General features: G+C 63.3%; 27 protein-coding genes and 2 pseudogenes. 26 read left to right on the top strand and 3 right to left on the bottom strand.

What is annotated here, in order from left to right:
* The first annotated feature begins 110 nt into the window (after window positions 1-110).
* From ACX3OW_RS16625 to ACX3OW_RS16605, 5 genes are all read left to right on the top strand, one after another.
* On the top strand, window positions 111-1559 hold the full coding sequence (locus ACX3OW_RS16625) for an aldehyde dehydrogenase family protein (protein ID WP_459096907.1): 1449 nt from the start codon (window positions 111-113) through the stop codon (window positions 1557-1559).
* An 11-nt stretch (window positions 1560-1570) separates the two neighbouring features.
* Window positions 1571-2482 carry an alpha/beta hydrolase gene (locus tag ACX3OW_RS16620; RefSeq protein WP_459096906.1) on the top strand — a complete coding sequence of 304 codons (912 nt, stop codon included), beginning with the start codon at window positions 1571-1573 and terminating at the stop codon, window positions 2480-2482.
* A 96-nt stretch (window positions 2483-2578) separates the two neighbouring features.
* Window positions 2579-3331, top strand: a complete 753-nt coding sequence (locus ACX3OW_RS16615; protein ID WP_459096905.1) for a sulfite exporter TauE/SafE family protein — start codon at window positions 2579-2581, stop codon at window positions 3329-3331.
* Window positions 3332-3654: 323 nt separating this feature from the next.
* Entirely contained in the window at window positions 3655-3786 is a 132-nt protein-coding gene (locus ACX3OW_RS16610) for a hypothetical protein (RefSeq protein WP_459096904.1), read from the top strand.
* A gap of 115 nt (window positions 3787-3901) precedes the next feature.
* Window positions 3902-4342 (top strand): CBS domain-containing protein, encoded by a 441-nt coding sequence (locus ACX3OW_RS16605; RefSeq protein WP_459096903.1) that lies wholly within the window; start codon window positions 3902-3904, stop codon window positions 4340-4342.
* A 63-nt stretch (window positions 4343-4405) separates the two neighbouring features.
* Here ACX3OW_RS16605 and ACX3OW_RS16600 read toward each other — a convergent pair.
* From ACX3OW_RS16600 to ACX3OW_RS16590, 3 genes and pseudogenes are all read right to left on the bottom strand, one after another.
* Window positions 4406-4498, bottom strand: a pseudogene (locus tag ACX3OW_RS16600) (CsbD family protein); the annotation flags it as partial.
* 63 nt (window positions 4499-4561) lie between these two features.
* Window positions 4562-4882: a hypothetical protein gene (locus ACX3OW_RS16595; protein ID WP_459096902.1), complete on the bottom strand. Its 321-nt coding sequence runs from the start codon at window positions 4880-4882 to the stop codon at window positions 4562-4564.
* Between the two features lie 248 nt (window positions 4883-5130).
* Window positions 5131-6546: an FAD-binding oxidoreductase gene (locus ACX3OW_RS16590; RefSeq protein WP_459096901.1), complete on the bottom strand. Its 1416-nt coding sequence runs from the start codon at window positions 6544-6546 to the stop codon at window positions 5131-5133.
* 145 nt (window positions 6547-6691) lie between these two features.
* Between ACX3OW_RS16590 and ACX3OW_RS16585 the strand changes: the two are divergent.
* From ACX3OW_RS16585 to ACX3OW_RS16485, 21 genes and pseudogenes are all read left to right on the top strand, one after another.
* Window positions 6692-7015, top strand: a pseudogene (locus ACX3OW_RS16585) (winged helix-turn-helix transcriptional regulator); the annotation flags it as partial.
* 1069 nt (window positions 7016-8084) lie between these two features.
* Window positions 8085-8606, top strand: a complete 522-nt coding sequence (locus ACX3OW_RS16580; RefSeq protein WP_459096900.1) for a YcnI family copper-binding membrane protein — start codon at window positions 8085-8087, stop codon at window positions 8604-8606.
* Window positions 8603-10006, top strand: coding sequence for a copper resistance CopC/CopD family protein (locus ACX3OW_RS16575; protein WP_459096899.1), 1404 nt, complete (start codon window positions 8603-8605; stop codon window positions 10004-10006). Before ACX3OW_RS16580 ends, ACX3OW_RS16575 begins: the two co-directional genes overlap by 4 nt.
* A gap of 654 nt (window positions 10007-10660) precedes the next feature.
* Complete coding sequence (locus ACX3OW_RS16570; RefSeq protein WP_459096898.1) at window positions 10661-12481, top strand: DUF6538 domain-containing protein; 1821 nt, start codon at window positions 10661-10663, stop codon at window positions 12479-12481.
* Between the two features lie 78 nt (window positions 12482-12559).
* Complete coding sequence (locus ACX3OW_RS16565; protein ID WP_459096897.1) at window positions 12560-13804, top strand: phage portal protein; 1245 nt, start codon at window positions 12560-12562, stop codon at window positions 13802-13804.
* A complete protein-coding gene (locus ACX3OW_RS16560) occupies window positions 13801-14127 on the top strand; it encodes a gene transfer agent family protein (protein WP_459096896.1) in 327 nt (108 codons plus the stop codon). The genes ACX3OW_RS16565 and ACX3OW_RS16560 overlap by 4 nt, the downstream gene beginning before the upstream one ends.
* On the top strand, window positions 14120-14644 hold the full coding sequence (locus tag ACX3OW_RS16555; protein WP_459096895.1) for an HK97 family phage prohead protease: 525 nt from the start codon (window positions 14120-14122) through the stop codon (window positions 14642-14644). The genes ACX3OW_RS16560 and ACX3OW_RS16555 overlap by 8 nt, the downstream gene beginning before the upstream one ends.
* Window positions 14645-15796, top strand: a complete 1152-nt coding sequence (locus tag ACX3OW_RS16550; RefSeq protein ID WP_459096894.1) for a phage major capsid protein — start codon at window positions 14645-14647, stop codon at window positions 15794-15796.
* Between the two features lie 3 nt (window positions 15797-15799).
* Window positions 15800-16267 carry a phage tail tube protein gene (locus ACX3OW_RS16545; RefSeq protein WP_459096893.1) on the top strand — a complete coding sequence of 156 codons (468 nt, stop codon included), beginning with the start codon at window positions 15800-15802 and terminating at the stop codon, window positions 16265-16267.
* On the top strand, window positions 16267-16854 hold the full coding sequence (locus ACX3OW_RS16540) for a phage tail assembly chaperone (protein ID WP_459096892.1): 588 nt from the start codon (window positions 16267-16269) through the stop codon (window positions 16852-16854). The genes ACX3OW_RS16545 and ACX3OW_RS16540 overlap by 1 nt, the downstream gene beginning before the upstream one ends.
* Complete coding sequence (locus tag ACX3OW_RS16535; RefSeq protein WP_459096891.1) at window positions 16854-17192, top strand: HNH endonuclease signature motif containing protein; 339 nt, start codon at window positions 16854-16856, stop codon at window positions 17190-17192. The genes ACX3OW_RS16540 and ACX3OW_RS16535 overlap by 1 nt, the downstream gene beginning before the upstream one ends.
* Window positions 17189-17545, top strand: coding sequence for a phage tail protein (locus tag ACX3OW_RS16530; protein ID WP_459096890.1), 357 nt, complete (start codon window positions 17189-17191; stop codon window positions 17543-17545). The genes ACX3OW_RS16535 and ACX3OW_RS16530 overlap by 4 nt, the downstream gene beginning before the upstream one ends.
* On the top strand, window positions 17542-18201 hold the full coding sequence (locus ACX3OW_RS16525; RefSeq protein ID WP_459096889.1) for a hypothetical protein: 660 nt from the start codon (window positions 17542-17544) through the stop codon (window positions 18199-18201). The genes ACX3OW_RS16530 and ACX3OW_RS16525 overlap by 4 nt, the downstream gene beginning before the upstream one ends.
* Complete coding sequence (locus tag ACX3OW_RS16520) at window positions 18194-18742, top strand: hypothetical protein (protein WP_459096888.1); 549 nt, start codon at window positions 18194-18196, stop codon at window positions 18740-18742. The genes ACX3OW_RS16525 and ACX3OW_RS16520 overlap by 8 nt, the downstream gene beginning before the upstream one ends.
* 14 nt (window positions 18743-18756) lie before the next feature.
* Window positions 18757-19044 carry a head-tail connector protein gene (locus ACX3OW_RS16515; protein WP_459096887.1) on the top strand — a complete coding sequence of 96 codons (288 nt, stop codon included), beginning with the start codon at window positions 18757-18759 and terminating at the stop codon, window positions 19042-19044.
* Window positions 19044-19445 (top strand): HK97-gp10 family putative phage morphogenesis protein, encoded by a 402-nt coding sequence (locus tag ACX3OW_RS16510; protein WP_459096886.1) that lies wholly within the window; start codon window positions 19044-19046, stop codon window positions 19443-19445. Before ACX3OW_RS16515 ends, ACX3OW_RS16510 begins: the two co-directional genes overlap by 1 nt.
* Window positions 19442-19852: a DUF3168 domain-containing protein gene (locus ACX3OW_RS16505; protein ID WP_459096885.1), complete on the top strand. Its 411-nt coding sequence runs from the start codon at window positions 19442-19444 to the stop codon at window positions 19850-19852. Before ACX3OW_RS16510 ends, ACX3OW_RS16505 begins: the two co-directional genes overlap by 4 nt.
* Window positions 19852-20169, top strand: a complete 318-nt coding sequence (locus ACX3OW_RS16500) for a phage head closure protein (RefSeq protein WP_459096884.1) — start codon at window positions 19852-19854, stop codon at window positions 20167-20169. Before ACX3OW_RS16505 ends, ACX3OW_RS16500 begins: the two co-directional genes overlap by 1 nt.
* Window positions 20166-20540, top strand: a complete 375-nt coding sequence (locus tag ACX3OW_RS16495) for a phage terminase small subunit P27 family (protein ID WP_459096883.1) — start codon at window positions 20166-20168, stop codon at window positions 20538-20540. The genes ACX3OW_RS16500 and ACX3OW_RS16495 overlap by 4 nt, the downstream gene beginning before the upstream one ends.
* On the top strand, window positions 20515-22239 hold the full coding sequence (locus tag ACX3OW_RS16490; RefSeq protein ID WP_459096882.1) for a terminase large subunit: 1725 nt from the start codon (window positions 20515-20517) through the stop codon (window positions 22237-22239). The genes ACX3OW_RS16495 and ACX3OW_RS16490 overlap by 26 nt, the downstream gene beginning before the upstream one ends.
* Window positions 22215-24302: a hypothetical protein gene (locus ACX3OW_RS16485; protein WP_459096881.1), complete on the top strand. Its 2088-nt coding sequence runs from the start codon at window positions 22215-22217 to the stop codon at window positions 24300-24302. The genes ACX3OW_RS16490 and ACX3OW_RS16485 overlap by 25 nt, the downstream gene beginning before the upstream one ends.
* Window positions 24303-24310: the final 8 nt, after the last annotated feature.

Below are 24310 nucleotides of genomic sequence, written 5' to 3'. Positions count from 1 at the left end.
TTGATGGGGCAGGGCCATTCCGTGCCCCATCAAGCTGCCATACGAAGGTCTGCCAATGCCTTCGTATGGCTCTCCCTCTCCATAGTAATGTTCTCGCCGAGGAGCGCGTGATGAGCTTTGAGCCATTCCCATCGTGGATCGATGGGGTGTCCGTCCCCAACCGGTCGTCGGCCGCCGTCATCGACCTCCTATCGCCCTGGACCGGCGACCCGGTCGCCGGCCTGCGCCCCGCCGGCGTCATCGGGGTCGATGCGGCGGTCAGCAGCGCCCATAGGGCGTTTCTCAAGCACCGCGTGTCGCTGCTGGCCAGCCGGATCACCTGGCTGCAGCAAGCCGCTGATGCGGTGGAAGCGGCCTCTGAACGGATCATCGCCTCGGCGATTGCCAAGATCGGCAAACCCCGCCGCGCTGCGCGCTTCGAGGTGCAGCGCAGTGTACAGTTCATCCGCGCCTGCGCCGCGCATCTGGGCGATTTCGGCGGCGATACCATTCCGCTCGACGCCGCCAAGGCGGGGACGGGCCTATTTGGTTTTACCCAACGCACGCCCTATGGCGTGGTCGGGGCGGTCACGCCCTTCAATGCTCCAGCCAATCTGTTGCTGCAAAAAGTGGCGCCAGCACTGGCGGCCGGTAACGCCGTTGTCGTCAAGCCCGCGCCTGAAGGTACCGAAATTGCGCTGATCCTGGCAGAGTGTTTTTTCGAAGCCGGCTTGCCGGCTGGCCTGTTCAATGTCGTGCCGGGGGGCGCCGAAGAGGCCCAGGCCCTAGCGGCTCACCCGCTCGTGGCCTACGTGACGATTACCGGGGGAACTGCCGCCGGCCATGCCCTGCACGCGGCGGCAGGCGCGAAGCCGTTTGTCGGTGAATTGGGCGGCAATTCGGCCAATATCGTCTGTGCCGACGCCAATCTGGCGGACGCCGCGGCCCGTATTGTCCCCTCGGCCTTTGAAGCCAGCGGCCAGCAATGCATTTCCGCACAACGGATCATCGTAGAAAGTGCGGTGCTGGATACTTTCCTTGAGCAGTTCCTGGCGTTGACGCACAAGCTCGCGGTGGGGGATCCCGAACTGGAAATCACCGATCTGGGCCCGGTCGTGCATCTGCGCTCGGCGGACCGGATCATGGCGGTCATTGCCGATGCGCAGCAGGCGGGCGCGCGCTTTGCCTTAATGCCCGAACGCCAGGGTTGCGTGATTTCGCCCGGCATCATCGTGTCGGAGAGCGAGAGCCTGCGCATCGTCACCGAAGAGATTTTCGGCCCGGTCGTCGTCATTATTCCGGCGCGCGATGTGGACCACGCCATCGCCATCGCCAACGCCTCCGAATTCGGGCTGCAGGCCTCCTGCTTCACCAGCAGCCTCGACACGGCGTTCAAGATGTCGCGTGAATTGGTGGTCGGCTCGCTCTGGATCAACGAAGGCAGCCGGTTCCGGCTCGACAACTACCCGTTCGGCGGCGTCGGTTCGAGTGGCTTTGGGCGCGAGGGGGTCAAGTTCGCCATGGAAGCGTTTGCGCAATGGCGCTTCACCGGCATTCGCTTTCCAGCGCCTACCGCTTAGGAGGGTCGAGCGTGACTGTTGTGCTGCCGTCTATTCCACCCGAATTGCGCGCGCTGATGGCCGAAATCGGCCCGCGCTGGCGCGAGGACGTGCCGGGGCATGTGCGGCTGATGGTGGAGCAGTTCACGCCGCTGCTGCAGCGGGGCCCTAAGGCTGGTATCAGCGTGCGGCGCGACGTGGCCTATGGCGAGCATCCGCGCCAGGTGCTCGACGTGTTCCTGCCACACGATGAGGCTGAACTGCGGCCCGCCGTGTTGTTTGTCCATGGTGGTGCCTTTGTCGACGGCCATCGCAACAAGAGCGCCGAGATCTACGCCAACGTGCTGTATTGCCTGGCGCGCAACAACATGGTCGGGATCAATATCGGCTACCGGCTCGCGAGCGACGTCAAGTATCCCGGCGCGACGCAGGATATCGCCAGCGCGGTGCAGTGGACGCGGGAGCATGCGGCCGAATTGGGCATTGATCCCACCCGGATTTTCCTCTTCGGCCACTCGGCGGGCGCGGCCCATGTCGGCAGCTACGCCTATGAACGCCGGCATCACCCTGCAGCGGGGCCGGGGCTGGCGGGCGTCATCGTGGTCAGCGGCCGCGTGCGCGCCGATAACGGCCCGGAAAACCCCAATGCGCGCAAGGTGGAAGCCTATTACGGCCCCGACAACACGATTTACGACGACGTCTCGCCGGTCTCCCATATCGGTCCCGACAGCGTCCCGACCTTTGTCTGCTGGAGCGAATTCGAGAATCCGCTGATTGATCTGTATTGCGCCGAACTGCTGTATCGCATCGCCCTCGCCAAGCGTCGCGCCCCACCCAGCCTCTGGCTCCGCGGCCACAATCACACCTCGGCCATCGCCCACCTCAACACCGCTGATACCGCTTTGGAACAGGCCATAGTGTCGTTCGTGCAGCGTCCGGAATAGCCGGAAACAGGGGCCTCACTCACTGACCCAAGAAAGTCCGCCCGCGGGCAATTCTTGGCAAATCCAAGCACTCAAACCCACGTTCGGACCATTGCCATGAGTTTACTGACCATTGTCCTGCTATTCATTGCCGGCTTCGTATCGGGGGCCGTCAACGCCGTGGCCGGGGGTGGGACGTTCATCACTTTTGGCGTCCTTACCCTCTCGGGCATGCCGCCCATCATGGCCAACGCCACTTCATCCATTGCCCAGTTTCCGGGCTACATCACTTCGACCCTCGCCTATTTCGCCGACATCCGACGCTTCTGGCGGCAGGCCGTGCTACTTGCAGCCATTTCGGGGGTGGGGGCGCTAGGCGGCGCGTTTCTATTGCTTTCGCTTGACAACCTCTCCTTCCGCGCCCTGGTTCCTTGGCTACTGCTCCTTGCCACAGTCATCTTCGCCGCAGGTCCCTGGCTCAAGCCCAAACCGCAGCCAGAGGGCGAGCCCGAGGGGCGCCGCCTCTTCGGAAAGGCGGTGCAACTGGTAGTTTCAGTGTATGGCGGGTTCTTCGGGGCTGGGATGGGCATCATGATGCTAGCTAGCCTTGGCATTACCGAGGGCGGCGACTATCACCGCCTCAACGCTCTCAAAAACCTCCTGTCGATTGTTATCGCCACGGTCGCAATCGCTGTATTCACGATGGGCGGGTTGATCGGCTGGGCGGAGGCGCTAGTGATGATTCCCGCCGTCGCGTTGGGCGGTTACGCCGGGGTGTGGATAGCCCGCCAGATTCCTCAGCTCTATTTGCGGCTGTTCGTGATCGCAATAGGAGTGTTCCTCACCGGCTACTACTTTCAAAGCGCCTGACCTGAGCCCCAAGTTCCCTCCGGTTTTGAGGAGAGGCCTTAGGTTGACCGAAGGTCCTTTTACGCGACGTTGGATCCCAAAAGCTGCCAGTCTGAACCACCCCATTCCGGTCGTTCGAGGCCCAAATGCGAATTCCTAAAAGCTGCCGCTCTCTGTCGTAGGGGAAAATCCGACTTGCGGTCGGAAGCTGCCCATCAGCAATGCGCACCATTTCCGACGTTCAATGATACCGGAGAGGGACCGAGCACAGCAGTCCCGCGTCCTGACGGCGCTGATGCGTTGGTGGATGTGGCCGAGCAGTAGGATGAGGCGCGCCGGACTTCATGTTCTCGCAGGCCTTTCGCCGGGCGGTAAATGGCATTGCCGGCAAGATCGGCCCGCTGGTGATCACGGCCATTGTCGGCGGCGTAATCTGGCTCGTCAATACGGGGCTCAATGCCTGGAAGGGGCTTTGAGCACGTCGTTCCTGCCTCGCGATTCATCTTCAGGACCGCAAGGGCAGCCGTGATACAGTTGGCCCCTCAGTGAGGTTCGTTCCGCTCGCGGCGGGCCAGCAATTAAGAGGCGCAGATGTTTGTTGAAGCGATTCTGCCTGCGGCACGCGAACGGCTGGTGACAATTTCTCAGGACGCGCCCTTACTAGATGCAGCGCGGCTGTTGGGTGCTGGCGTTGATCTATTGGTCGTGTGCGGTGAGGCTGGACGCCTTGCCGGGGTCATTACGAAAACTGACGTGGTGAAGCAGATCGGGCAATGTCAGGGCGCGGGCTGTATGACGCTATTGAGAATGGCCATGACACAAAATGTTCTGTTCTGCAGGGCAGGGGACGTGTTGGAAACTCTGTGGGCGGACATGAATGCCCGAGGCTTGAAAAACATTCCGATGATCGGCGCCGCCGATGAGCCAATTGGCGTGCTCAACGCCCGGGATATGCTGCAGGCGCTCCTCGCGGAGTCGGTCAACGAAGAAGCGATGATGCGGGACTATGTGATGGGCGTCGGATACCGCTAAATCTGCTCGGATCCCCATGAAAAAGGGCCCTACTGGCATGGGCCTTTGTTTCATCAGTCGAGACTAGCAAGTCTGCCGACCATACCAGTCATCGATGTCCCTGCGGACCTCGTCCTTGGCCTTCCCGTAGCGCTCTTGGATTTTGCCTTCGCCTTGTCGAAGCATCCGCCCAGGCTCCGCGTGGGGGAAGCACCCCGCAAAGAAGCGGGGTGCGTGCGATTATTCGGTGCTGGTAATGAAGTTGCCTTCTTCACAAAGCTGAACAGTGAGTTTCTCGATATCGACTTTGGAGCCGTCCTCCAGCCAGCCTTCGGCGGTAGCGCTGGACGGCGGCGGCGGCGTCGTGATCGCGTCGGCAGCGTTGTCGACAGCGCTGTCGTCAGAAGACCGAAGCAGGTCGCATTTTGTCTGGACTTCTTCGACTTGGTCGGCGGGAACCGCCATTCCGCCAATCAAGTGTTCTTCTTGAGCGACGGCGAGGCCTGGAAGGGCCATAGTGGCAGTAATGGCAGCGATCGATAAAATTGATCTGACATTCATTGCAATGCTCCTTTGACAAGGCCGCGTATTTGCGGCGATTTTTAAAACGTCAAATGTGCGGAGTAGTTGCGAAGCGGGCGATATTGTGATCGTGGTGCCTAAGAGAGCCAGCCGGATTGGTGAGGTGTATTGCCTCAGTTCTGGTTTCCGTAAGGTACTGTGGTGTCGATATCGTCGGGCGGCATCAGGGTGAAATGCATCGGCTGGCGGCCCGCGCGCCGGCGGCCGGCGTGCAGGCGACGGCATGATCAGGCGGCCGGTGGAATATTGAGGGTGCCACCGAATAGGTTCTGCGGATCGAACGTGGTCTTGATCTGACGGAGCCGCTGGAATGTCTCGTCGGCATAGGCGCCCGGCACGCGGGCCGGCCCCTCGTCGGCAGTGATGAAGTTGACATAGGTGGAGCCGGAGGTGAAAGGCCGCACCGCAGCCATCGAGTTCCGGGCCCAGGCGATGTGTTGGTTGTCCTCGACAGGATCGGTCCAGGCACTCTGGAAGACCAGGCCATACTGCGCTTCTCGAATGCCAACTGCCGTGTCGCCGATCGGGACACGCCCGGGGGCGCCGCCCATTTGCATGCAGAGGAGCGCCGAGAATGGCGAGGTGATGGCTTCCGCAGCGCGACAGAGCTCTGTCGCCAGTCCGCCGCCGATCTCTGTGGTCTCGTCCGACTTCCAGTAGTATCTGCGTCCGAACGGTTGCCCGCCATCCAGAAAGCTCTGGAAGCTGACGAAGCTCTTGGGCTCGATGGTGTCCGCCACCGGCTTGCCGAAGTCCTTGAGCCGCTGCATTGCCGCAGCGCCCTCTTCAGGCCTGCCGGTCCAATGCGCGGCGATCCCGGCGATCATTTGCCCATGATAGGCTTCTGGAATCCACGGCGCGGGTGGCGCCTTGCGCAGCACCAGAAGGCAGGTCAGCTCGTCTGGCGCCCCCGTAGTGAGCTGCGCATAGAAGTCCACGACCTCCCTTGCCGCGGCGAAGGGGTGGACGACCATGCCGGCCAGCACCTCTGGACCGTGCCGATGGCCCCGGAACATGAACTCGGTCACGACAGCGAAATTCACGCCGCCGCCCCGCAGCGCCCAAAAGAGGTCGGCATTCTCGGTGGCGCTGGCGGTGCGCGCCTGCCCATCGGCGGTGACCACGCGCGCCGATACGATATTGTCGGCGGTGAAGCCGAACCGTCGCGAGGTCCAGCCGAAACCGCCGCCCAGCGCCAGCCCGGCGACACCGGTGGCCGAGATGATACCGGAGGGCACGACGATGCCGTGTGCCTGGGTCTCAGCGTCCACATCCTTCCATGTGGCGCCCGCCTCGACGCGCACCAGCATGGTGTGCGGATCCACCGTGACGGCGCGGCGCTGGCTCATGTCTATGGTGATGCCGCCATCGCTGAGGGCGGCGCCCGCCACATTGTGTCCACCCCCGCGTACGGAGAGGGGCAGGTTATGGTCCCTGGCGAAGGCGGTCGCCGCCGATACATCGGCCTCGCTGGTGGGCCGCACCACCAAGGCGGGGCGCTTGTCGATCATGCCGTTCCAGATGGCACAGCATGAATCAAAGGCGGGGTCCCCCGGCAGGTGGCAGGTGCCGGTGAGCCGTTCTGCCAGGTTGGCGACTGCAGATGGGGATACGCGACTGCTGATGGTCTGAGCTGAGGACATTGTAAACTCCCTGGGTCGAATGCCCCTGTTGTCTGCCCCCTGGCCATATGGCGCCAGTTCAGGAACTGAAGCAAACAAGGTACTGAATCTGTACTAGTCGGCGGCACTCATCAGGCGGTATTCTCTTCTCCCAGGAGGAGCAGCTATGGCTGAAGGGAGTTACAAGCAGTTCTGCCCGGTCGCGATGGCATCGGAGGTGCTGTGCAGCCGCTGGACCATGATTGTGGTGCGCGAACTGGTCTGCGGCTCGACCCGGTTCAACGACCTCAAACGCGGTGTTCCCCGCATGTCACCGGCGCTGCTCTCCAAACGCCTGAAAGACCTCGAGGTCGCTGGCGTCGTGCAGCGGGTGGCCAGCGGCGGCGGCTTCGAATATCGCCTGACGCCTGCCGGAAGGGAGCTTGAACCCATTGTCGCGGCCATGGGGTTCTGGGGACAGCGCTGGGTCGAGACCGCCCCAACGCTGCAGATTGCTATGACCAACCACCTCGCCAGACGCGTCCTGGCCGGAGGCGCGTCCCTCGCTGCCTTGCTCTGTGCGAGCTGTCTGGCCGTGCTGGCGCAAGATACTACGGTCGATGGCGTGTTTGCACTGGCAAGCGCCGATCAGGCGGTCACAGGGCAACTGAAGGTGACGGAAACGGCGCCCCTCAGCCGGCGAATGGAGCTGAACTACACCAACATTGCGACCGGCGAACAGATCGCAGATTTCGACGTTGAACTCACCCAAAAGCTCCACATCCTGGCGACTGATGCCGGGCTCACCCATCTGATCCACCAACACGCCGATGAGGTCAGATCCGACGGAACCTTCACCACCGAGATCGAGTTTCCCGCGCCCGGCCTCTACCACATCTATACTGACGCTGCGCCCACTGGCATCGGCCAGCAGGTATTGCGTTTCGACGTGACCGTTGGGGCCGAGACGGCATCTGGCGAGATGCAGGCGGATGGCGCGGATGTGTCGAGTGGTCCGCTGGTATCGTCGGATGGTCCCTATGCGGTGACGCTGGATGCCTCGCAGTTGCGCGCGGAGGAGGAAAGCGCGGTGTCGCTCCTCGTTGAGAAGGACGGCCATCCCGCCACCGATTTGGCGCCCTATCTCGGCGTTTCCGCCCATGCGGTTTTCATCCCCACTGAAGACCTGGCCTATATCCACGCGCATGCGATGCCGGGAAATGAGGATCAGCAGACCCACGATGCCCACGGAGCAGCCGCGGCAGAGCCCCATGATATGAGTTCACCCGGTGCGGGCGGCCACGATCACGCCATGGCAATGGATGGCGGGACGAGCGCCCCCGCTGCTGGCCATGTCAGCCATGAAGCGGCGCCGGCCAGTGACAGTGGTCATCGTGATCACGGGGCAGCGCCGGCAATAGCTGTCGCCCCTGCCATGAGCCTTCACGTGACGCCCCCAGCCGCAGGCACCTATGCCCTATGGATCGAATTTATCGGTGGGGGAGAGATACGCACTGTGCCATTCACCATCGAAGTCCCCGACGCCGATTCTGGCGCTGCCAACTGATTTGGAGATTGCGATGAAAACGATCACTGCGTTTGCGACCGGTGTCACCATCATGCTGGCGCTGTCTTCGCCGGCAATGGCCCATATCGTGTTGCAGGTTAAAGAGGCCCAGGTGGCTGCGGGCTATCGCGCCGTTCTCGTTGTCGGGCACGGTTGCGGCGAGGAAGCGACAACCGGCCTGCGGGTGCAGGTGCCCGAAGGGTTCTACAATGTCAAACCCCTGCCCAAGGCCGGCTGGACCATCGAAACCGTCACCGGTCCCTACGAGACGCCCTTCCTCAACCACGGTACCGAGATCACCGAGGGGGTGATGGAGATCAGCTGGTCGGGGGGCAGCCTGCCCAATGATTTCTTCGACGAGTTCACCTTCCGCGGCACGTTCGGCGCCAACCTCGAAGCGGACAGTGCGTTCTATTTCCCGGTTATTCAGACCTGCGGCGTACTAGAAGATGCCTGGATCGACCAATCCGGTGAGGATGATGTCGAGTACCCTGCGCCGTCGGTGACGCTGTCTCCAGCCGAGCACGCTCATTGACCACCGCGATTTCGGGTGCTGGCGACGTAGCCGCCCGCACCCACGCCGGACGTCACGTCGTCGCCCTGCTCGTGCTTGCGCTGGCCCTCATGTTTTGCTGCGTGCAGGCCCACGCGCATGCGACGCTGACGGCCACGGCGCCCGCCGATGGTGCGGTGTTGACCGATCCGCCCAGCGCGGTCACCCTCTCGTTTAATGAGCCGGTATCGCCCACTGCCGCGACCCTGATCGTGCCAGGCGGTGAAGCCCTGGCGCTGGACGGGTTCAGCATATCGGGACGGTCGATCTCGGTTGCCCTGCCGGCAGAGCTGGGGCAGGGCAGCCATGCCCTGAGCTGGCGAGCCGTGTCGGAAGATGGGCACCCGATTGCCGGAACGACCTTCTTCATCATTGGGTCGCCCAGCGCCGCGCCCGCCTCGGCCATCCCTGCGCAGACACCCGTTGTTGCAGCCCTGCTCTGGTCGGCCCGGCTGTTGCTGTATGTCGGCTTGTTTTTCGGAACGGGCGGCGCCGCCTTCCGCCTGCTGGCCGAACTCCCGCGGGCAGCCACGGTCACCTCCCAATGGGCGATCGCCGGGGGACTAGTCGCGGTGCCCGCTGCTTTGGGCTTGCAGGGTCTAGACCTGCTGGGCGGGCAGCTGCCCCAGCTCGGCGAAGGGCGGACATGGCGCCTCGGGCTGACCAGTCCCTACGGCGTTACACTCGCCTTGGCCACGGCTGCCCTGCTGCTGGGTCTGATTGCCATCCGCAGTCGTTTCCGGACGATGGCGAGGGCATTGGCGGGGCTCGCCATTATCCTGTGCGGCCTCGCCATCGGCGCCAGCGGTCACGCCAGCGCGGCCGATCCGCAATGGCTGACGCGTCCGGCCCTCTTCGTGCACGTCACCACGATCGCCTGGTGGGTAGGAGCCCTTTTTCCATTGATCGTGCTGCTCCGGCAGGATCAGCGGGTGGCGGCTCCACCGCTCATCGCTTTTTCCCGAGCCATCCCATTCGCCATCGTGCCGCTCATTGGTTCGGGAGCGATCCTGGCAATCGTCCAGCTCGGCCCTTTTGGATCACATTGGTGGTCTCCGTACGGACAGATCCTGGCGGCCAAGTTGACGCTGCTGTTCGCACTTTTTGCCATTGCGAGCTGGAACCGATGGGCGCTGACGGCACCGGCCGCGAGGGGTGATGGTTGCGCGATAAAGCACATGCGCCGGGGGATCGTTGCGGAGGTCGTCATTATCCTGGCCGTCCTGGGGCTCGTTTCTGTCTGGCGCTTTACCCCTCCGCCGCGTGCGCTGGCGGGGGAGGCGAGCACGCCCGTTACACTAGAACTTGCGAACGGCAGCGTGACCGCGACGGTAACGCTTTCGTCGAACCGTGCCGGCCCTATCGATGTGGGATCGAGGTAAGTACCGTCCCGGGAGAGCCATTGTCGCCAAGGTCGGTCAAACTCTCGCTCGATCCCGAGAACGGCATGATGTCGCCAATCACGCGGGCGGCCGACGCCCAGCCAGCTGGCCTATGGGGCATTGATGAGCTTACCGTCCCCATGGCAGGCGTTTGGTTGGTGGAGGTCGAGATCCGTGTGTCGGACTTTGAACTATCAAAACTCCACGGCGCGCTAGAGATCGTGCCCTAATACGCCGGTACCGCCACCCAAGCGCAGCACCCCGGCGCCGCGCGAGCGCGAGGCGATCAAGGCGAAAGATCGCGAGCGAAAGCGTCTGGCTCGCGATTCCGAGCAGAGAGTGCCCACGAAACAATGTCCATAGCCGCTCCCCATATACATGACGCAGGGGAATACTGGCTGATTCAACTCGGTGAGACTGCCGCGCTTTTCCACACCCCGAATTGCTACCGAAAGGTGCTAGCGAACCCTGTCAACGAGTTTCGCTAAGTCATTGATTTTATTGATTGAAGGAAATTAGCTGGGGAACCTGGATTATCAGCGGGCCACTTTTAGGCATGGTGTAACCCGTTGATGTAACAATTAATTGTTGTGTTTCATGGGGTTGGCGATAGAAGGGGTGTGACAACAAGGTGTGACAATAGCGAGCGCGGCCATGCCGAAGAAAACCGACTATCTCGAGCGCCGTGGCGCCGTATATCAAATCCGCCTTCCGGTGCCGGCCGACTTGCAGGCCACGTTCGGCAAGGTGATCCGTCATACCCTCGAGACCAAAGATTTCGGTGAAGCTAAGACCCTAGTGCAGCGTGAGGCATCGGACTGGCGCGATAAGTTCGAGGAAGCGCGCGCCGCGCGCACGTTGACCGACGACGACCTGGACCGGGCCGCGTGGCAGCACTACAGCCGCGAGCTCGAGATAGACCAGAACGAGCGCCATGGGTTGCCGACCCAGGCCGACATTGACGCTAAGACCCAGGAGATCGTCGCGGACGTGCAGCGCCAGCAGATCGACCTGCGCGACCAGATGGCCATGGTCGGCCCGCGCGCCGAGCTGCAGGCGTTCGCCGGTAAAGCGAAGTTCAACCATAGCAGTCGCGAGGCCCGGGCTAAGATCGCCCGCGAGCAGCTCGCATCCGGCGAGACAGTTTTGATCGAGTGGTCGGCCGACGACTTCATTGCCCGAAACCACCTAAATATCGTCAAGGGCTCGCCGCAGTATAGGGCGCTATGTCAACGCCTGCAGCGTGCCGACCTGCAGGCCCTCGATCGGACCTTCGAGCGCGACCAGGGCAATTTCCACGGCCAGCCCAGCGACCCGACCCTGATCCCCGTTGTCAGTGAGGGTAGGGCCAAGGCACCGGCCGGCGAGTCGATCATGGAGCTATTCGGGCGCTATGCAGCCGACAATGAGAACGGCATTCGCCCGGAAACTTTAAGTCAGCAGCGGCGCGACGTGCAGTTGTTTGCCGACTTCCTCAGCCCGCGAGTGCCGGTTGAAAAGATCACCCGTCGGTTGTGCGGCGACTTCAAAGACCTCCTGCTCGCTTATCCGGTGCGCGCGGCCGAGATCAACGCTTTTAAGGGAATGACGCCGCAGCAAGTTGTAGAGGCTAACAAGACCGTGGGGAAGCCGGCCCTTAGCCGTATCACTGTCAATAAGACGCTCTCGAGCCTCAGCAGCTTTTTCAAATGGCTGGCGCCGCGCGGGCGACTCCCGGACGGCAATCCTGTCTCCGGTCTTATGACGAAACCCAAAGGTAAGGACGCGCCCATTAAGCGCACAACCTTCACCACGGCCCAGCTCACCACCCTGTTTAACTCGCCGCTGTTCACTGGTGCGGCCAGCTCCGAGAAGTGGTCGAAGTTCAGTAAGCCAGGCGATCATGTAATCCGAGATCATCGTTACTGGATTTGGCTTGTGATGCTCTACTCCGGTGCGCGGCCTGGCGAGATCGCGCAGCTCGAGCTTAGTGACTTCGATGAGCAGGGCGGAATCTGGTTCATGCACATCGCCGACCAGGAGGAAAACCAGCGAGTGAAACCAGACGCCAGCCGGCGCCGCGTTCCTATCCACTCCGAGTTAGTCCGGCTCGGCCTGCGCGACCTTCATACGGCGAACCAACGAGCAGGGCATCAGCAGCTCTTTCCCGAGCTCGAGACGCCGGAAGTCGGCCAGATCGCCGCGCAGTTCTCGAGGGAGTCCAATCGTTATCTAACTGCGACTGGCATCAAGACCGACCGCAGGCTGGTCACGTATTCGCTCCGGCACACATTCATCGATCAGGCCCGCGTCGGCGGCTTTATGAATGAGCAGATTGCTCTTGTGGTCGGGCACGACGAGTCTTTTGGCCCGCGCAACAAAGTCCAGACCGAGGGCTATGGTCAGCTCCAGCACGGCACCCTTCAACATCGTCAGTCCATCGTTGAGAGTGTGAAATACCCCAGCCTAGAGCTGGACCATCTAATCACGAAATAGGAATAATTACCTGCAATTCCATTGCATTAGTTGGCTAAATTAGGTATATTGTCCTAGTAGTTCACTAGGACAATATCTATGGGATTGATCGAAAGCGCAGCCGCGATGCTCAACCGCATCGCCGCTCCCGAGCAGAAAAGCGCTCCCGCGCTCCCCGATTGGGGCGCCGAGCTGATTTTCGCCGCGCCGTCGATCTCTGGCCCAGCCGTAACCCCTCAGACGGCCATGCGCTCGACGGCGGTTTCGTGCGCCGTGCAGCTCATTAGCAAGAGCGTCGGCACCCTGCCGGTGAAGTTGTTCCGCCGTGATGGCAAGGGCGGCAAGACGGCCGCTACCGACCACCCCGCCCATAAGCTCCTGCACGGCGAGGCGAACCCCTGGACCAGCTCCGAAGGCCTTCGCCAGCAGCTCACCGCTGACGCTCTGCTACACGGCAACGGCTACGCCTATGCCAACCGCGTCAACGGCCAGGTGCTCGAGTTCATCCGGCTCGACCCGACCACCGTGCAGGCTAAGACCTCGGCGACCGGCGAACCTGTTTACCTCTCCGGCTCCGGCCGCGATCAACGCACGCTCTCTTACCGTGACGTGCTGCACGTTCCGGCGTTCAGCCTCGACGGCCTCACCGGCGTCTCGCCGATCCACCTGGCCCGCGAAGCGATCGGCCTGGCGCTCACCTATGAGCAGCACGCCGCGCGCCTGTTCAGCCGTGGCGGCCGTCCTTCCGGCGTGCTCTCGTTCCCCAACAAGCTCGGCGAAGACGTAGCCAAGCGCGTCTCGACCTCCTGGCACGCTGCGCACTCTGGCGAGCAGACTGGCAAGACCGCCGTGCTCGAGGATGGCGGCCAGTTCCAGCCGCTGCAGTTTACCAGCGTTGACGCGCAATTCATCGAGTCTCGCCGGCTGCAGATCGAGGAAATCGCCCGCGCCTTCAACGTGCCGGCGACGATGCTTTTTGAGCTTTCCAACGGCACGCTCGCCAACACCGAACAGATGGGCCAGACGTTCCTTACCTACACCCTGCGCTCCTGGTTGAGCACTTGGGTTTGGGCTTACACCCGCGTCCTGCTCGAGCCCGGCGCCGAGCGTGATGAGCTCTTGATCGAGTTCGTCACCGACGACCTTCTCACCGTGGAATTTGCCGCCCGCGCGACCGCCTACCAGGCCTATCGCTCCATGGGCGCCATCACGGCGAACGAAGTCCGCGCCGGCCTCAACAAGCCAGCACGTCCGGACGGCGACGACCTGGCAAGCCCCTACACGACCAGCAACACCACGAGCACCAACCAGGCCGACACCCCGGCCGAGGGTGACGCAGCATGAACCAGTTTTTCGGTGATGCTGAATACGAGTTCAAGCTGACGCGCCCCATGGTGCTCGAGCTCGAGCGCACGACTGGCACCGGCATCGGCGCTCTTTGCCGCAAGGTTTTCGGCGGCCATTTCCACCTTACCGACATCACCGAAACGATCCGCCTGGCGCTCATCGGCGCCGGCCTTGATCCGGAGAAGGCCAAGACCCTGGCCGACACCTACAGCACGACGCCCAGCCTGGTTCACGGCCACGCCCTGGCCGTCTCTGCGCTCGAGGAATTTTACGCCGGCACGCCAGCCGGCGAGACCAAGGAACCCGCAAAGAATGACTGACAACAACGGCAAGCTCGAGATCAAGGCCGACCTGGCCGTCACCGACGCCGGCGAGATCACTGGCATCGCCTGGCCGTTCGGCTCGGCCGATCGCTATGGCGATCTCATTACCAAGGGCGCCTTTAGCTCGCCGAGCACGCTGCCGATGCTGTTCGGGCACAACCCTAACCAGCCGATAGGCGTCTGGCACGAGATCCGCGAAACGACGCACGGCCTCGAGGTTCGCGGCCGGCTGCTCATCAATGACGTTGAGAAGGCCCGCGAGGTTCACGCCCTGGTGCGCGCCCGCGCCATCACCGGCATTTCAATCGGTTTCGTCACCAAGCAGGCGAAACCCCGCCCGGGCGGCGGCCGCGAGATCGGCGCCCTCAATCTTCACGAAATCTCCCTGGTGACAGTGCCGGCCCATCCCCTGGCCCGCATCACCTCGGCGAAAGACGCCACGGCCGCGATTGCGATCGCCGAGGCCATCAACCGCGCCGCCGTGGCGCTTAAAACCCACAAGGAACCCGCATAAGTGACTTTCAATCCCCATGCTACCCCCGGCGCTTTTGAGATCAAGGAAGCCGACCAGGTCGACCTGGTGACTAAGGCCCTGGCCGATCTCACCAAGACCGTTGACGACCGTATCGCTGCCATCGAAACGAAGTCGGCTAACGTCGATCTCGGCGCCGTAAACACCCGCCTCGACCAGATGCAGGCCGCCCTCAACCGGCCCGTCGCTGGCAATGTCGTCATCGACACCGACCTCGAGCAGAAGGCTTTCCAGTCTTTCGCCCGCCATGGCGTTGAACGCATGCCTGCCGACGAAGTGAAGGGCCTCACCGTCTCGACCGACTCGGCCGGCGGCTATCTGGTCCCCGACCAGTTCCTCACCGAGCTCGACAAAAACCTGGTGCTCTATTCGCCCATCCGTTCGGTTGCACGTGTTGCGCCTGCCTCGGCCGGCGAGATCATTCTGCCGAAGCGCACCGGCACCCTTACCGGCGCTTGGGTAGGTGAAACGACCGCCCGCGCGGCCACTCAGCCGACCTACGGCCAGCAGACTTTCGTCATGCACGAAATCGCCTGTTACGTCGATGTGTCCAACCGCCTGCTCGAAGATTCCGCGTTCAACGTCGAGGGCGAGCTGGCCCATGATTTCGGCGAAGAGTTCGGCCGCATCGAGTCCGCTGCCTTTGTAGGCGGCGACGGCACCGGCAAGCCGACCGGCATGCTGCTCAATACCGACGTCGAGGATCTCGAGACGGCTGGCGTCAACATCGCTGCCGACGACTTGATTGACCTGTTCCACGGCCTGGCATCGTTCTACGCCGCGAATGGCACTTGGGCCATGAACCGCCAGACCTTGGGCAAGATCCGCAAGCTCAAGGACGTTGACGGCAACTACCTCTGGCAGGCTGGCCTGGTCGCCGGCAACCCTGGCACCATCCTCGGCCGCCCGGTTGTCGAGTTCCCCGATATGCCCGACGCCGCTGCCGGCGAGATACCGGTCGCGTTCGGTGACTTCCATCAGGGCTTCCGCATTTTCGATCGCACCGCCGTGTCGATCCTGCGCGACCCCTACACGGTTCAGACGACCGGCCAGGTGCGCTTCCATGCTCGCCGTCGCGTCGGCGGCGCCGTGTCGAAGGCCGAAGCCCTCAAGTTCCTGACTGTGAAGGTGTAACCCATGACCTTCCACGCTGCAGCAGGAACCAAGCTGTTTATCAGCTCCATGCCGATCGCCAGCTCGGCCGCGTTGGCGGTTTATGAAGCCGCCATCTATGTCGAGGTAAAGGGCATCGAAGATCTCGGCGAGTTCGGCGACGAAGCCGAAGTCGTGACCTTCACCACGCTCGAAGACTCCCGCGTGCGCAAGCTCAAGGGCACCAGCAACGCCGGTGCGATCGAGCTGGTTGTCGGCCGCAATGCTGCCGACCCCGGCCAGATCGCTCTCCGCGCCGCAACCAAGACCCGCGACACCTACGGTTTCAAGATCGAGCTGGACGATGCTCCGGCCGCTGGCGAGCCTTCGACGTTCTACATGGCCGCGCTTGTTATGAGCGGCCGCGTCTCGGTCGGCGAGGCTAATGATGTTGTGCGCCAGACGTTCAACCTCGAGATCGACAGCGAGCCGCTGGAAGTGGCGGCCGCCTAATGACCATGCAGCTCGCACCCGACACCATCACGATCACGGCCGACCGGCTGGTGATCGAGTTGCGCCCGTCGCTGCGGGCTGCGACCCGCCTGGCCCGTCGCCATGGAACGTTCGCGCCTCTCCTACGCGGCATCCTCGACGGGCATATTGGCATCATCACCGATTTGATCCGCGAAGGCGGCTCGGTCGGTGACGATCGCCTGCTCGAGGCGATCGAGGCAAACGGCCTTCGCTCGATCCTCGGCCAGATTTCAGAACCTCTCCTGCAGTTCGTGCTCGCACTCGCTGGCTATGACGAAAGCAAGATCGAGGAACCGACCGCACCGGCCGACCATGTCGAGCCGATCGCGTTTGATGATTACCACAAGCGACTTTTCGGCCTGGCGACCGGCTGGCTCGGCTGGCCCCCCGAAACCGCATGGAACGCCACGCCGGCCGAGATCATCGCTGCTCACCAGGGCCGCGTCGAAATGCTCAAGGCCATCTATGGCGGCGACGACAGCAAGCGCTCGCCGGCCACGCCTGAAAAGCTCTCCGACAAGGTGCGCGGCCTTATGCGCGGCCTCGGCGCCAAGAGGGCAGCATAATGCCCAGCCGCGCCCCTCGCATCTGTTCTTGCGGCAACATCGTCGCCCATGGCGTCCGCTGCGCCTGCCAGGTGGCTCGGAAGGCCCGCACTGACACTCGCCGGCCGAACGCGACCGCACGCGGCTATGACCACGCCTGGCGCAAGGCCCGCGCCGAGTTCCTGGTGCTCAATCCCTGGTGCTCCTGGCCTGGCTGCAATGCACCGGCCAGCGTGGTCGATCACATCATGGCGCACCGTGGAAATCAGGCCCTGTTCTGGAACCGCGCCAATTGGCAGGCGCTCTGCGCTCCCTGCCACAACCGCCATAAGCAGGCCCAGGAAAGGGCAGCACCATGAATAATATCCTCACTTTTGATCCGCCGATCGCTCCCTCGCCTGGCACTATGCACCGGCCAGAGGTCAAGCTGCTCAAAGCCGAGTTCGGCGACGGTTACAGTCAGCCCACGCCGAACGGCCTGAACCATATTCGCCAGAATATTGAGCTCCGGTGGGACGTGCTCGAGCTGGACGAAAAGGCCGAGATCATCACCTTTTTCGAGCGCAACCAGGGCAATCAGCCGTTCCATTACGCCTTGCCTGGTGATTGCCGTCGCACCTGGACGTGCGCCGAGTGGAGCGTGCAGACGCTCCCGGCCCAGCTTTTCAGCATCACCGCGACCCTTCGCCAGTATTTCGGTGCTGCGCGATGAGTGACCGTGATTTGTGGTGCGCAGTGATCGAGCTGGCAATTCAGGACGCTATCAAGCCGGCATCTAGCGGCGCTGTGGAAAAGTATCGCGACCAGCGTGACGCCCTCGCATGGCTGCAGCCAGGCAACCGTGATTTTGAGCAGGCTTGTTTCCTAGCCGAGCTCGATCCGGACGCCGTTTATGAAGGCTTCCGGCGCCACTCCGGCATGATCGTGCTGCTCAAGGATCCCACGCCCGCCCGCCCGCCTAAGACCGTGCGCCAGGCCGCCTCTACTCCTGCACGCAACCGGAAGCCCGTCACCGCGCCCAAAAGCCCCACCGTTTACACCCTCGGCGGCGTGACCATGACTGCAGCCCAATGGGCCGCCCAGGCCGGCGTCACTGCTAACGCCATGCGTTCGCGCCTTCGCAACGGCTGGCCGCTCGAGAAGGCACTGACCGCTCCCATCAACACCGGCAAGGGCAATCTCCTGCCTCACCGCACCTACGCCGCCTTTGGTGCGGAACGCCCCATCAATGAGTGGTGCGAGCTGGCCGGTATCAAGAAGGGCACCATCACCTCCCGGTTGAGCCAGGGCATGACGCTCGAGGACGCGCTCACGACGCCCGTCACACCCAGGGAAACCATCACTACTAAGGAACCTGCAATTGCCTAAGACCATCACCCCCTATGAGCTCAACGGCCAGCGCTTCACGCTCGGCCAGTGGGCAAGCATCTATGGCGTTCCGGTCGGCCGAGTAACGACCCGCGTCCGCTCTGGCTGGTCGCTCGAGCGCGCACTCACCGAGCCAGTGAGTAAGCAGACCATCACTTACCGTAACCAGACGCTTACGCTTTCGCAGTGGTCCGACAAGACCGGCCTGACCGTCACCACGATCCGCCAGCGCGTCAAGTATGGCTGGCCGCCTGCCGCCGTGCTCACCACGCCGGCACGCTTTCGCTCGGCTAACAACGCCGATGCAATCCTGACCCACAACGGCGAGACGCTGCCGATCGAGGAATGGGCCAAGCGCCTCGGCATCAAGCCCCATGGCCTTCGCAACCGCCTGCGCAAGGGCTGGTCGATCGAGGAAGCCCTGACCACGCCTTGCCTGGTCCTGCAGCGCCCCAGCCGCACCCATGACCGGGGGGAAGGGTCGGACCTGGCCGCCGACGCCCCACACCGGTCCCATAGCATCGTGCGTGATCTAGCCTAATTGGAGATTTTTCTGTGACTGCTCTCATCGACCTTAAGGCCCATTTGAACCTCGAGCACGACCTCGACGACGCGCTGCTCACCAGCAAGATCGCGACGGCCGAGGGCATGGTCGCGCGCCATATCGGCGCCGAGGATCCTGTCACCTACGCCGACGCTCCGGCTCCGCTCAAGGAAGCCGTGCTGCAGCTCGCCGCGCACTACTACGAGAACCGTGAGGCCAGCCTGGTCGGCGTATCTGCCCAGGAGCTCCCTTTCGGTTTTCACGACCTGGTGCGGCCGTTCCGGACGTGGAGTTTCTAGTGTCCCGTTCTCCGCAGCTCGCCCGTTTTGCACGCCGTATGAAGGCCATCCCGGCCGGCGTTCGCGCCGCCGTAAAGCCTGCGCTCGATCAGTCGGCCGCCGAGCTGGTCGGCACCATGAAGCGCATTGCGCCGCATGAAGATGGCGACCTGCAGGGCAGCATCGAAGCCCAGGCCGGCAAGCATGAGCTGGCCCGCCAGGTTGTCGCCGGTGGAGAGGCAACGACTGTCCCGGTGCGCGACGGCGCCGATGCTGAATACGATTACGCCCTGGCTCAGGAGCTCGGCACCGTCGATATGCCGGCCAATCCTTTCTTTTTCCCGGCCTTCCGCCTTCTCCGTAAGCGCCTCAACAACCGGATCCGGCGCTCTATCCGTAAGGCCGTAAAGGACGCCCTATGACCGAACCTAGCCTTGCCCTGCAGATCGCTATCCGCGCCGCCCTGGTCGCCTCTCCGGCCGTCCTGGACCTGGTGCCGGCCGACCATATTGTTGACCATAGCGCCCGCCCTGAAAACTTCCCGGCCATCATCGTCGGCGACGGCCAGACCGTCCGCGAAGATCTCACCTATGCACGCCGGCATGTCCGCGTAGTCGCCGACCTTCACGTCTGGACCGTCGAGGGCGGCCTGGCTTTCGTCAAGGAAGTCGCCGGCACGATCGAGGCCGCGCTGCGCACTAAGCCGGCACTTACTTCGCATCACCTGGTCGATTTCCGTCTCACCGGCACGCGCTACCTGCGCGACCCTGCAGGGGAACATGGTCATGCAATCGTCGCGGTCGAGGCCCTGCTCGAGGAAATTCTGTAATGCGCGCCGGCAAGCTCAATCACCAGATCACCCTCGAGGCACCGACCAAGACGGTCTCGCCGGCCGGCACCGTCACGCAGACGTGGGCGCCGATCGCCACCGTGCGCGCCGAGATCCTGCAGCAGACGGCGACCGAGTTTCTGCGCGCCGAGGCCGAGGCCGAGCGCAACACCATCATTTTCCGCGTCCGCTATGTGCCAGGCCTGACGACGTCGGCCCGCGTTACCCATGCCGGCCAGGCTTACGACCTGGTTGAGATCAAGCCGCTCGGCCGGCGCCAGGGCCTCGAGCTCCGGTGCGAAAGGCTGGCGTCGTGAAGGGACGTAAGCCCGACACCATCGGCCAGGCCGCGAACCCAATGCTCGAGGTGCCGAGGGCGCCAAGCTGGTTGAGCACCCACGCCAAGGCCGAATGGCGCCGCGTCATGCCGGTGCTGGTCGAGCGCCGGATCCTGACCGACGCCGACCTGGCAATGGTCGAGTCTTTCTGTCTCCTGGTCGGCCGCGTCCGCGAGATCGAGGTGCTGCTCAAGGCCGGCCTCGATCCCAAGCTCGCACGGCTGCAGGACAAAGCAATCATCAGCGCACGCCAGATTGCGGCCGAGCTCGGCCTCACGCCGGTTTCTCGGTCGCGGCCGGCCGTTCGCGAAACCGGGCAGGGGGATGATGACAACCCGCTCGACTTCTAAATCGACCTATCCGGAATGGATTTTCGACGGCTCGCCGATCGATGACCCGGCGATTTTTGCAACCAAGACTGGCGACATGATCGGCGGCGGCGAGCGCGCCGTGCGGTTCCTGCGCGCCCTTAAACACCCCAAGAGCACGGCCAGGGGCGGCGCCTTCACGCTCGACCCATGGCAGGAGCGCATCGTGCGCCGGATCTATGGCCCGCGGCACCTGGTCGATATTCCCGAGCTCGGCATTCGCCGCGGCGATCGTATCGTGCGCAGCGTCTTTTTGTTGCTGCCACGCGGCAACCGCAAGACCACGCTGGCGGCAGCCCTGGCGCTCCTGCACACCATCGGCCCGGAGAAGGTGCCAGGCGGCGAAGTCATTACGGCCGCGTCCGATCGTAAGCAGGCACGCCTCGCCTATACCGAAGCCCAGGGCATCATCCGTTCCGATCGCCGGCTCAAGGCTGCAGTCACGCAACAGGACTATCGGAACAAGATTCTTTATCCTGACAATGGCTCCTACTTCGAGTCCATCAGCGCCGACGCTGGCACGCAGCACGGTCGCACGCCGGCCTTTGTGCTGGCCGACGAATTGCACGCCTGGCCTAAGCGCGACCTCTGGGACGTGCTGCGCTCCGGCCTTATCAAGACGCCCAACACCCTCATGGTGATCGCCACGACTGCCGGCCGTGGTGACGACAACCTGGCCCATGAGCACTATGCCAAGGCCCGTAAGATCGCCCTCGGCGAGCTCGAAGATCCGACTTACCTGCCGGTGCTGTTCGAGACGGCTGCAGACGCCGACTGGCGCGACCCCGAAGTCTGGCGCCGTGCCAACCCCGGCATGTCGTGCTCGCCGTCCTATCCCGACCTGGCTGGCTTCCATCAGTATGCGAAAGACAGCGAAGGCTCTCCCGGCGAGCGTGATGCTTTCCGCCAGTTGAGCCTCAACGTATGGCTCGATTACAGCGCCACGCCCTTTGTTGAAATGAGCGTCTATGACGGCGGCAACGTGCCGGTCGATCTCGAGGCGCTACGCTTCCGGCCGTGCTGGCTCGGCGTCGATCTCTCGAGCAATGGCGACCTGACTGCCATCGTCGCCGCCTGGCCCGATGACGATGGCGGCTATGACGTGCAGCCGTGGTTTTTCTGCCCAGCGGACAACCTGCGCGGCCGTGCCGATCGTGACGGCGTTCCTTATCCCGCATGGGCCGAGGCCGGTCATATCACCCCGACCCCTGGCAACGTGGTCGATCTCCGCGCCGTCGAGGATAAGGTGCGCGAGCTCTGCGCCGAGCTCAATGTGCAGGAAGTTGCCTTCGACCCGCATATGGGCCGCGTGATGATGGCTAACTTGTCCGATGACGGTTTCCCCGTTGTCGAGCACCGCCAGGGCTGGATCTCCATGGCGCCGGCCGTGAAAGAGCTCGAGCGGGCAATCCTCGGCGGCATGTTCCGCCATGGTGGGCATCCGGTGCTCCGGTGGAATTTCAGCAACATCGCCGTCGAGACCGACAAGGCCGAAAATAAGAGCTTCCATAAGGGCAAGAGCCGCGACCGGATCGACGGAAGTGTCGCCTCGGCCATGGCCGTCAACCGCGCCTCTCAGGGCAACTCTCAGCGCAGCATTACGCCGACCCCTCGGCACGGCCTGACGGCTTACTCGTTTTCTAAAGGATCAAAAATATGGCTACCGACACCGACCGCTTAGTCGTCCAGCTCGAGGCGCGCGTGCGCGACTTCGAGAAGAATTTCAGCCGTGCAACCCGCACGTCCGACCGCGACTTCGGCAAGATCGAAAACCGCGCCAAGAAGGCCGCCGACCGCGTCGAACATGAGTTTACCAGTCTCTCCGGTAAGACCATGGGCATCGGTAAGAATATGGCGCTCGGCCTGGTCGCCGGCTTCACTGCAGGCGGCCTTACCGCGATTATGAGCCAGATCGGCAACGTGACGCGCGGCATGGCTCAGATCGGCGACGAAGCGCGCCGCGCCGGCCTTAGCACCACGGCGTTTCAAGAGCTCCGGTATGTCGCCGAGCAGAACCGCGTCGGCGTTGACGCCCTGGTCGATGGCTTCAAGGAATTGAGCCTGCGCACCGCCGAGTTCGTAACCACGGGCGGCGGATCGGCGGCCGACGCCTTCACTCGGCTCGGCTATACGTCCGAAGAGCTCGCCGGCAAGATGGCCGACCCCTCGGCTCTGTTTACCGAGATCATCGGCAAGCTCGGCCAGATGGATCGGGCCTCGGCAATTCTCAACGCCGACGAGATTTTCGGCGGAACGGGCGGCGAGCAGTTCGTGCAGTTGATCGAGCAGGGTGAAGCCGCGCTAAACCGGACCCGCCAGGAAGCGCACGACCTCGGCCTGGTCATGTCCGACGAGCTGATCGCGAAGGCCGACGAGCTCGATCGCCGGTTCAATATGGTCGCCAATACGGTCGGCAGCGCCCTCAAGGCGGCGATCGTCGGCGCGGCGGCCGCGCTCATGGATTTCATCAACACCTTCAATTCTATGCCTGGCATGATTAACCTGCAGGGTGCAACGGCGCCGCTCGCAACGCGCGGCCTCGGCGTTATGCAGAACCAGCGGGCCAGCAAGCAGGCCGCCCTCGACGGCGTTCTCGATCGTGAAGGCAAGGGCGAGCTCTCCGGCTGGTTCAATACCGGCCTCGGCCATGACGACGCAAAGGCCAGCCTCTCGGCCGAGATCGCCGAGCTCACGGCCGCGATCGATCGGCGCCAGGATCCGACGCAGTTCGACGTCAACAGTATTTTCGACAACCTCAAGACGCCGACTTATGACAGCGTCGATGAAATGCAGACGGCGCTCGCACCGCCTAAGCCTCTCTCTATCCTGGTCGATGGCGCCGGCACTCTCCCTACGCCTGGCGGCGGCGGCGGCGGCCGTGCCTCGAGCATGCGTGAAGAAAAGGACGCGGCGGCCGCATTGATCGCCGAGCTGCAGCGCGAGCTCACGATGATCGGTATGAGCGAAGCCGAGAAGCGCGTTGACGCCGAGCTCCGTAAAGCCGGCGCCTCGGCGACCGACGACCAGAAGACCTCTATTCGCGGCCTGGTGCAGGAGATCGAGGCTGAGACGGCCGCTATGGACCAGCTCGAGGCGGCATCGGACTCGGCGAAGGGGATGGCAAAGAACTTCCTCGGCGGCCTGCTCGGCGATCTCCGGAACGGCGTCGATGGCGCTACGGCGCTCGCCAATGCGTTCGTCAAGCTCGCCGACCAGTTGATCGATATGGCCGTCAACGCTTTGATCGAGAACCTTTTCGCGGGCCTGACGGCTGGCGTAGGAGGCGCGGGCGGCGGATTGCTCGGCGGCATCCTCAAGCTCGCCGATGGCGGCGAAGTGCAGGGCTTCGCCAGTGGTGGGCACGTTCGCGGCACCGGCACCGGCCGCTCTGACTCGATCCCGGCCGCGCTCTCTAATGGCGAGTTCGTCGTCAACTCTGCAGCGACGGCACGTAATCGTGCCCTGCTCGAGGCCATCAACGCCGGCAAGCTCGGCAAGTTCGCCGATGGCGGCCTGGTCGGTAATGCGGCTCGCTCGATCGGCAGCTCCGGACCTGGTGCCGGCGTAACGATCGCCCCCACGATCTCGGTCAAGGTTGAGGGCGGATCGCGCGGCGAGAAGGCCGACCAGGCCCTCGGCGACGACATTGCCAAGAAGATCGAGGGCACTATGCGGGCAATCGCAAGCGATGAGCTCCGGCGTTCCATGCGTCCGGGTAACATCGCCAATACCCGCAGCCGGTAGAGCTTGCA

The organism is Devosia sp. A449, assembly GCF_054489375.1.
This window is presented reverse-complemented; position numbering and strand designations above follow the sequence as displayed.

Bases quoted from the DNA above. Each gene is read 5' to 3' on its own strand.
- ACX3OW_RS16605 (WP_459096903.1), top strand. From the start codon at position 3,902: ATGTTTGTTGAAGCGATTCTGCCTGCGGCACGCGAACGGCTGGTGACA.
- ACX3OW_RS16490 (WP_459096882.1), top strand. From the start codon at position 20,515: ATGATGACAACCCGCTCGACTTCTAAATCGACCTATCCGGAATGGATT.
- ACX3OW_RS16525 (WP_459096889.1), top strand. From the start codon at position 17,542: ATGAGTGACCGTGATTTGTGGTGCGCAGTGATCGAGCTGGCAATTCAG.
- ACX3OW_RS16530 (WP_459096890.1), top strand. From the start codon at position 17,189: ATGAATAATATCCTCACTTTTGATCCGCCGATCGCTCCCTCGCCTGGC.
- ACX3OW_RS16540 (WP_459096892.1), top strand. From the start codon at position 16,267: ATGACCATGCAGCTCGCACCCGACACCATCACGATCACGGCCGACCGG.
- ACX3OW_RS16545 (WP_459096893.1), top strand. From the start codon at position 15,800: ATGACCTTCCACGCTGCAGCAGGAACCAAGCTGTTTATCAGCTCCATG.
- ACX3OW_RS16580 (WP_459096900.1), top strand. From the start codon at position 8,085: ATGAAAACGATCACTGCGTTTGCGACCGGTGTCACCATCATGCTGGCG.
- ACX3OW_RS16625 (WP_459096907.1), top strand. From the start codon at position 111: ATGAGCTTTGAGCCATTCCCATCGTGGATCGATGGGGTGTCCGTCCCC.
- ACX3OW_RS16535 (WP_459096891.1), top strand. From the start codon at position 16,854: ATGCCCAGCCGCGCCCCTCGCATCTGTTCTTGCGGCAACATCGTCGCC.
- ACX3OW_RS16595 (WP_459096902.1), bottom strand. From the start codon at position 4,882: ATGAATGTCAGATCAATTTTATCGATCGCTGCCATTACTGCCACTATG.
- ACX3OW_RS16500 (WP_459096884.1), top strand. From the start codon at position 19,852: ATGCGCGCCGGCAAGCTCAATCACCAGATCACCCTCGAGGCACCGACC.
- ACX3OW_RS16560 (WP_459096896.1), top strand. From the start codon at position 13,801: ATGAACCAGTTTTTCGGTGATGCTGAATACGAGTTCAAGCTGACGCGC.
- ACX3OW_RS16505 (WP_459096885.1), top strand. From the start codon at position 19,442: ATGACCGAACCTAGCCTTGCCCTGCAGATCGCTATCCGCGCCGCCCTG.
- ACX3OW_RS16565 (WP_459096897.1), top strand. From the start codon at position 12,560: ATGGGATTGATCGAAAGCGCAGCCGCGATGCTCAACCGCATCGCCGCT.
- ACX3OW_RS16555 (WP_459096895.1), top strand. From the start codon at position 14,120: ATGACTGACAACAACGGCAAGCTCGAGATCAAGGCCGACCTGGCCGTC.
- ACX3OW_RS16570 (WP_459096898.1), top strand. From the start codon at position 10,661: ATGCCGAAGAAAACCGACTATCTCGAGCGCCGTGGCGCCGTATATCAA.
- ACX3OW_RS16615 (WP_459096905.1), top strand. From the start codon at position 2,579: ATGAGTTTACTGACCATTGTCCTGCTATTCATTGCCGGCTTCGTATCG.
- ACX3OW_RS16590 (WP_459096901.1), bottom strand. From the start codon at position 6,546: ATGTCCTCAGCTCAGACCATCAGCAGTCGCGTATCCCCATCTGCAGTC.
- ACX3OW_RS16610 (WP_459096904.1), top strand. From the start codon at position 3,655: ATGTTCTCGCAGGCCTTTCGCCGGGCGGTAAATGGCATTGCCGGCAAG.
- ACX3OW_RS16485 (WP_459096881.1), top strand. From the start codon at position 22,215: ATGGCTACCGACACCGACCGCTTAGTCGTCCAGCTCGAGGCGCGCGTG.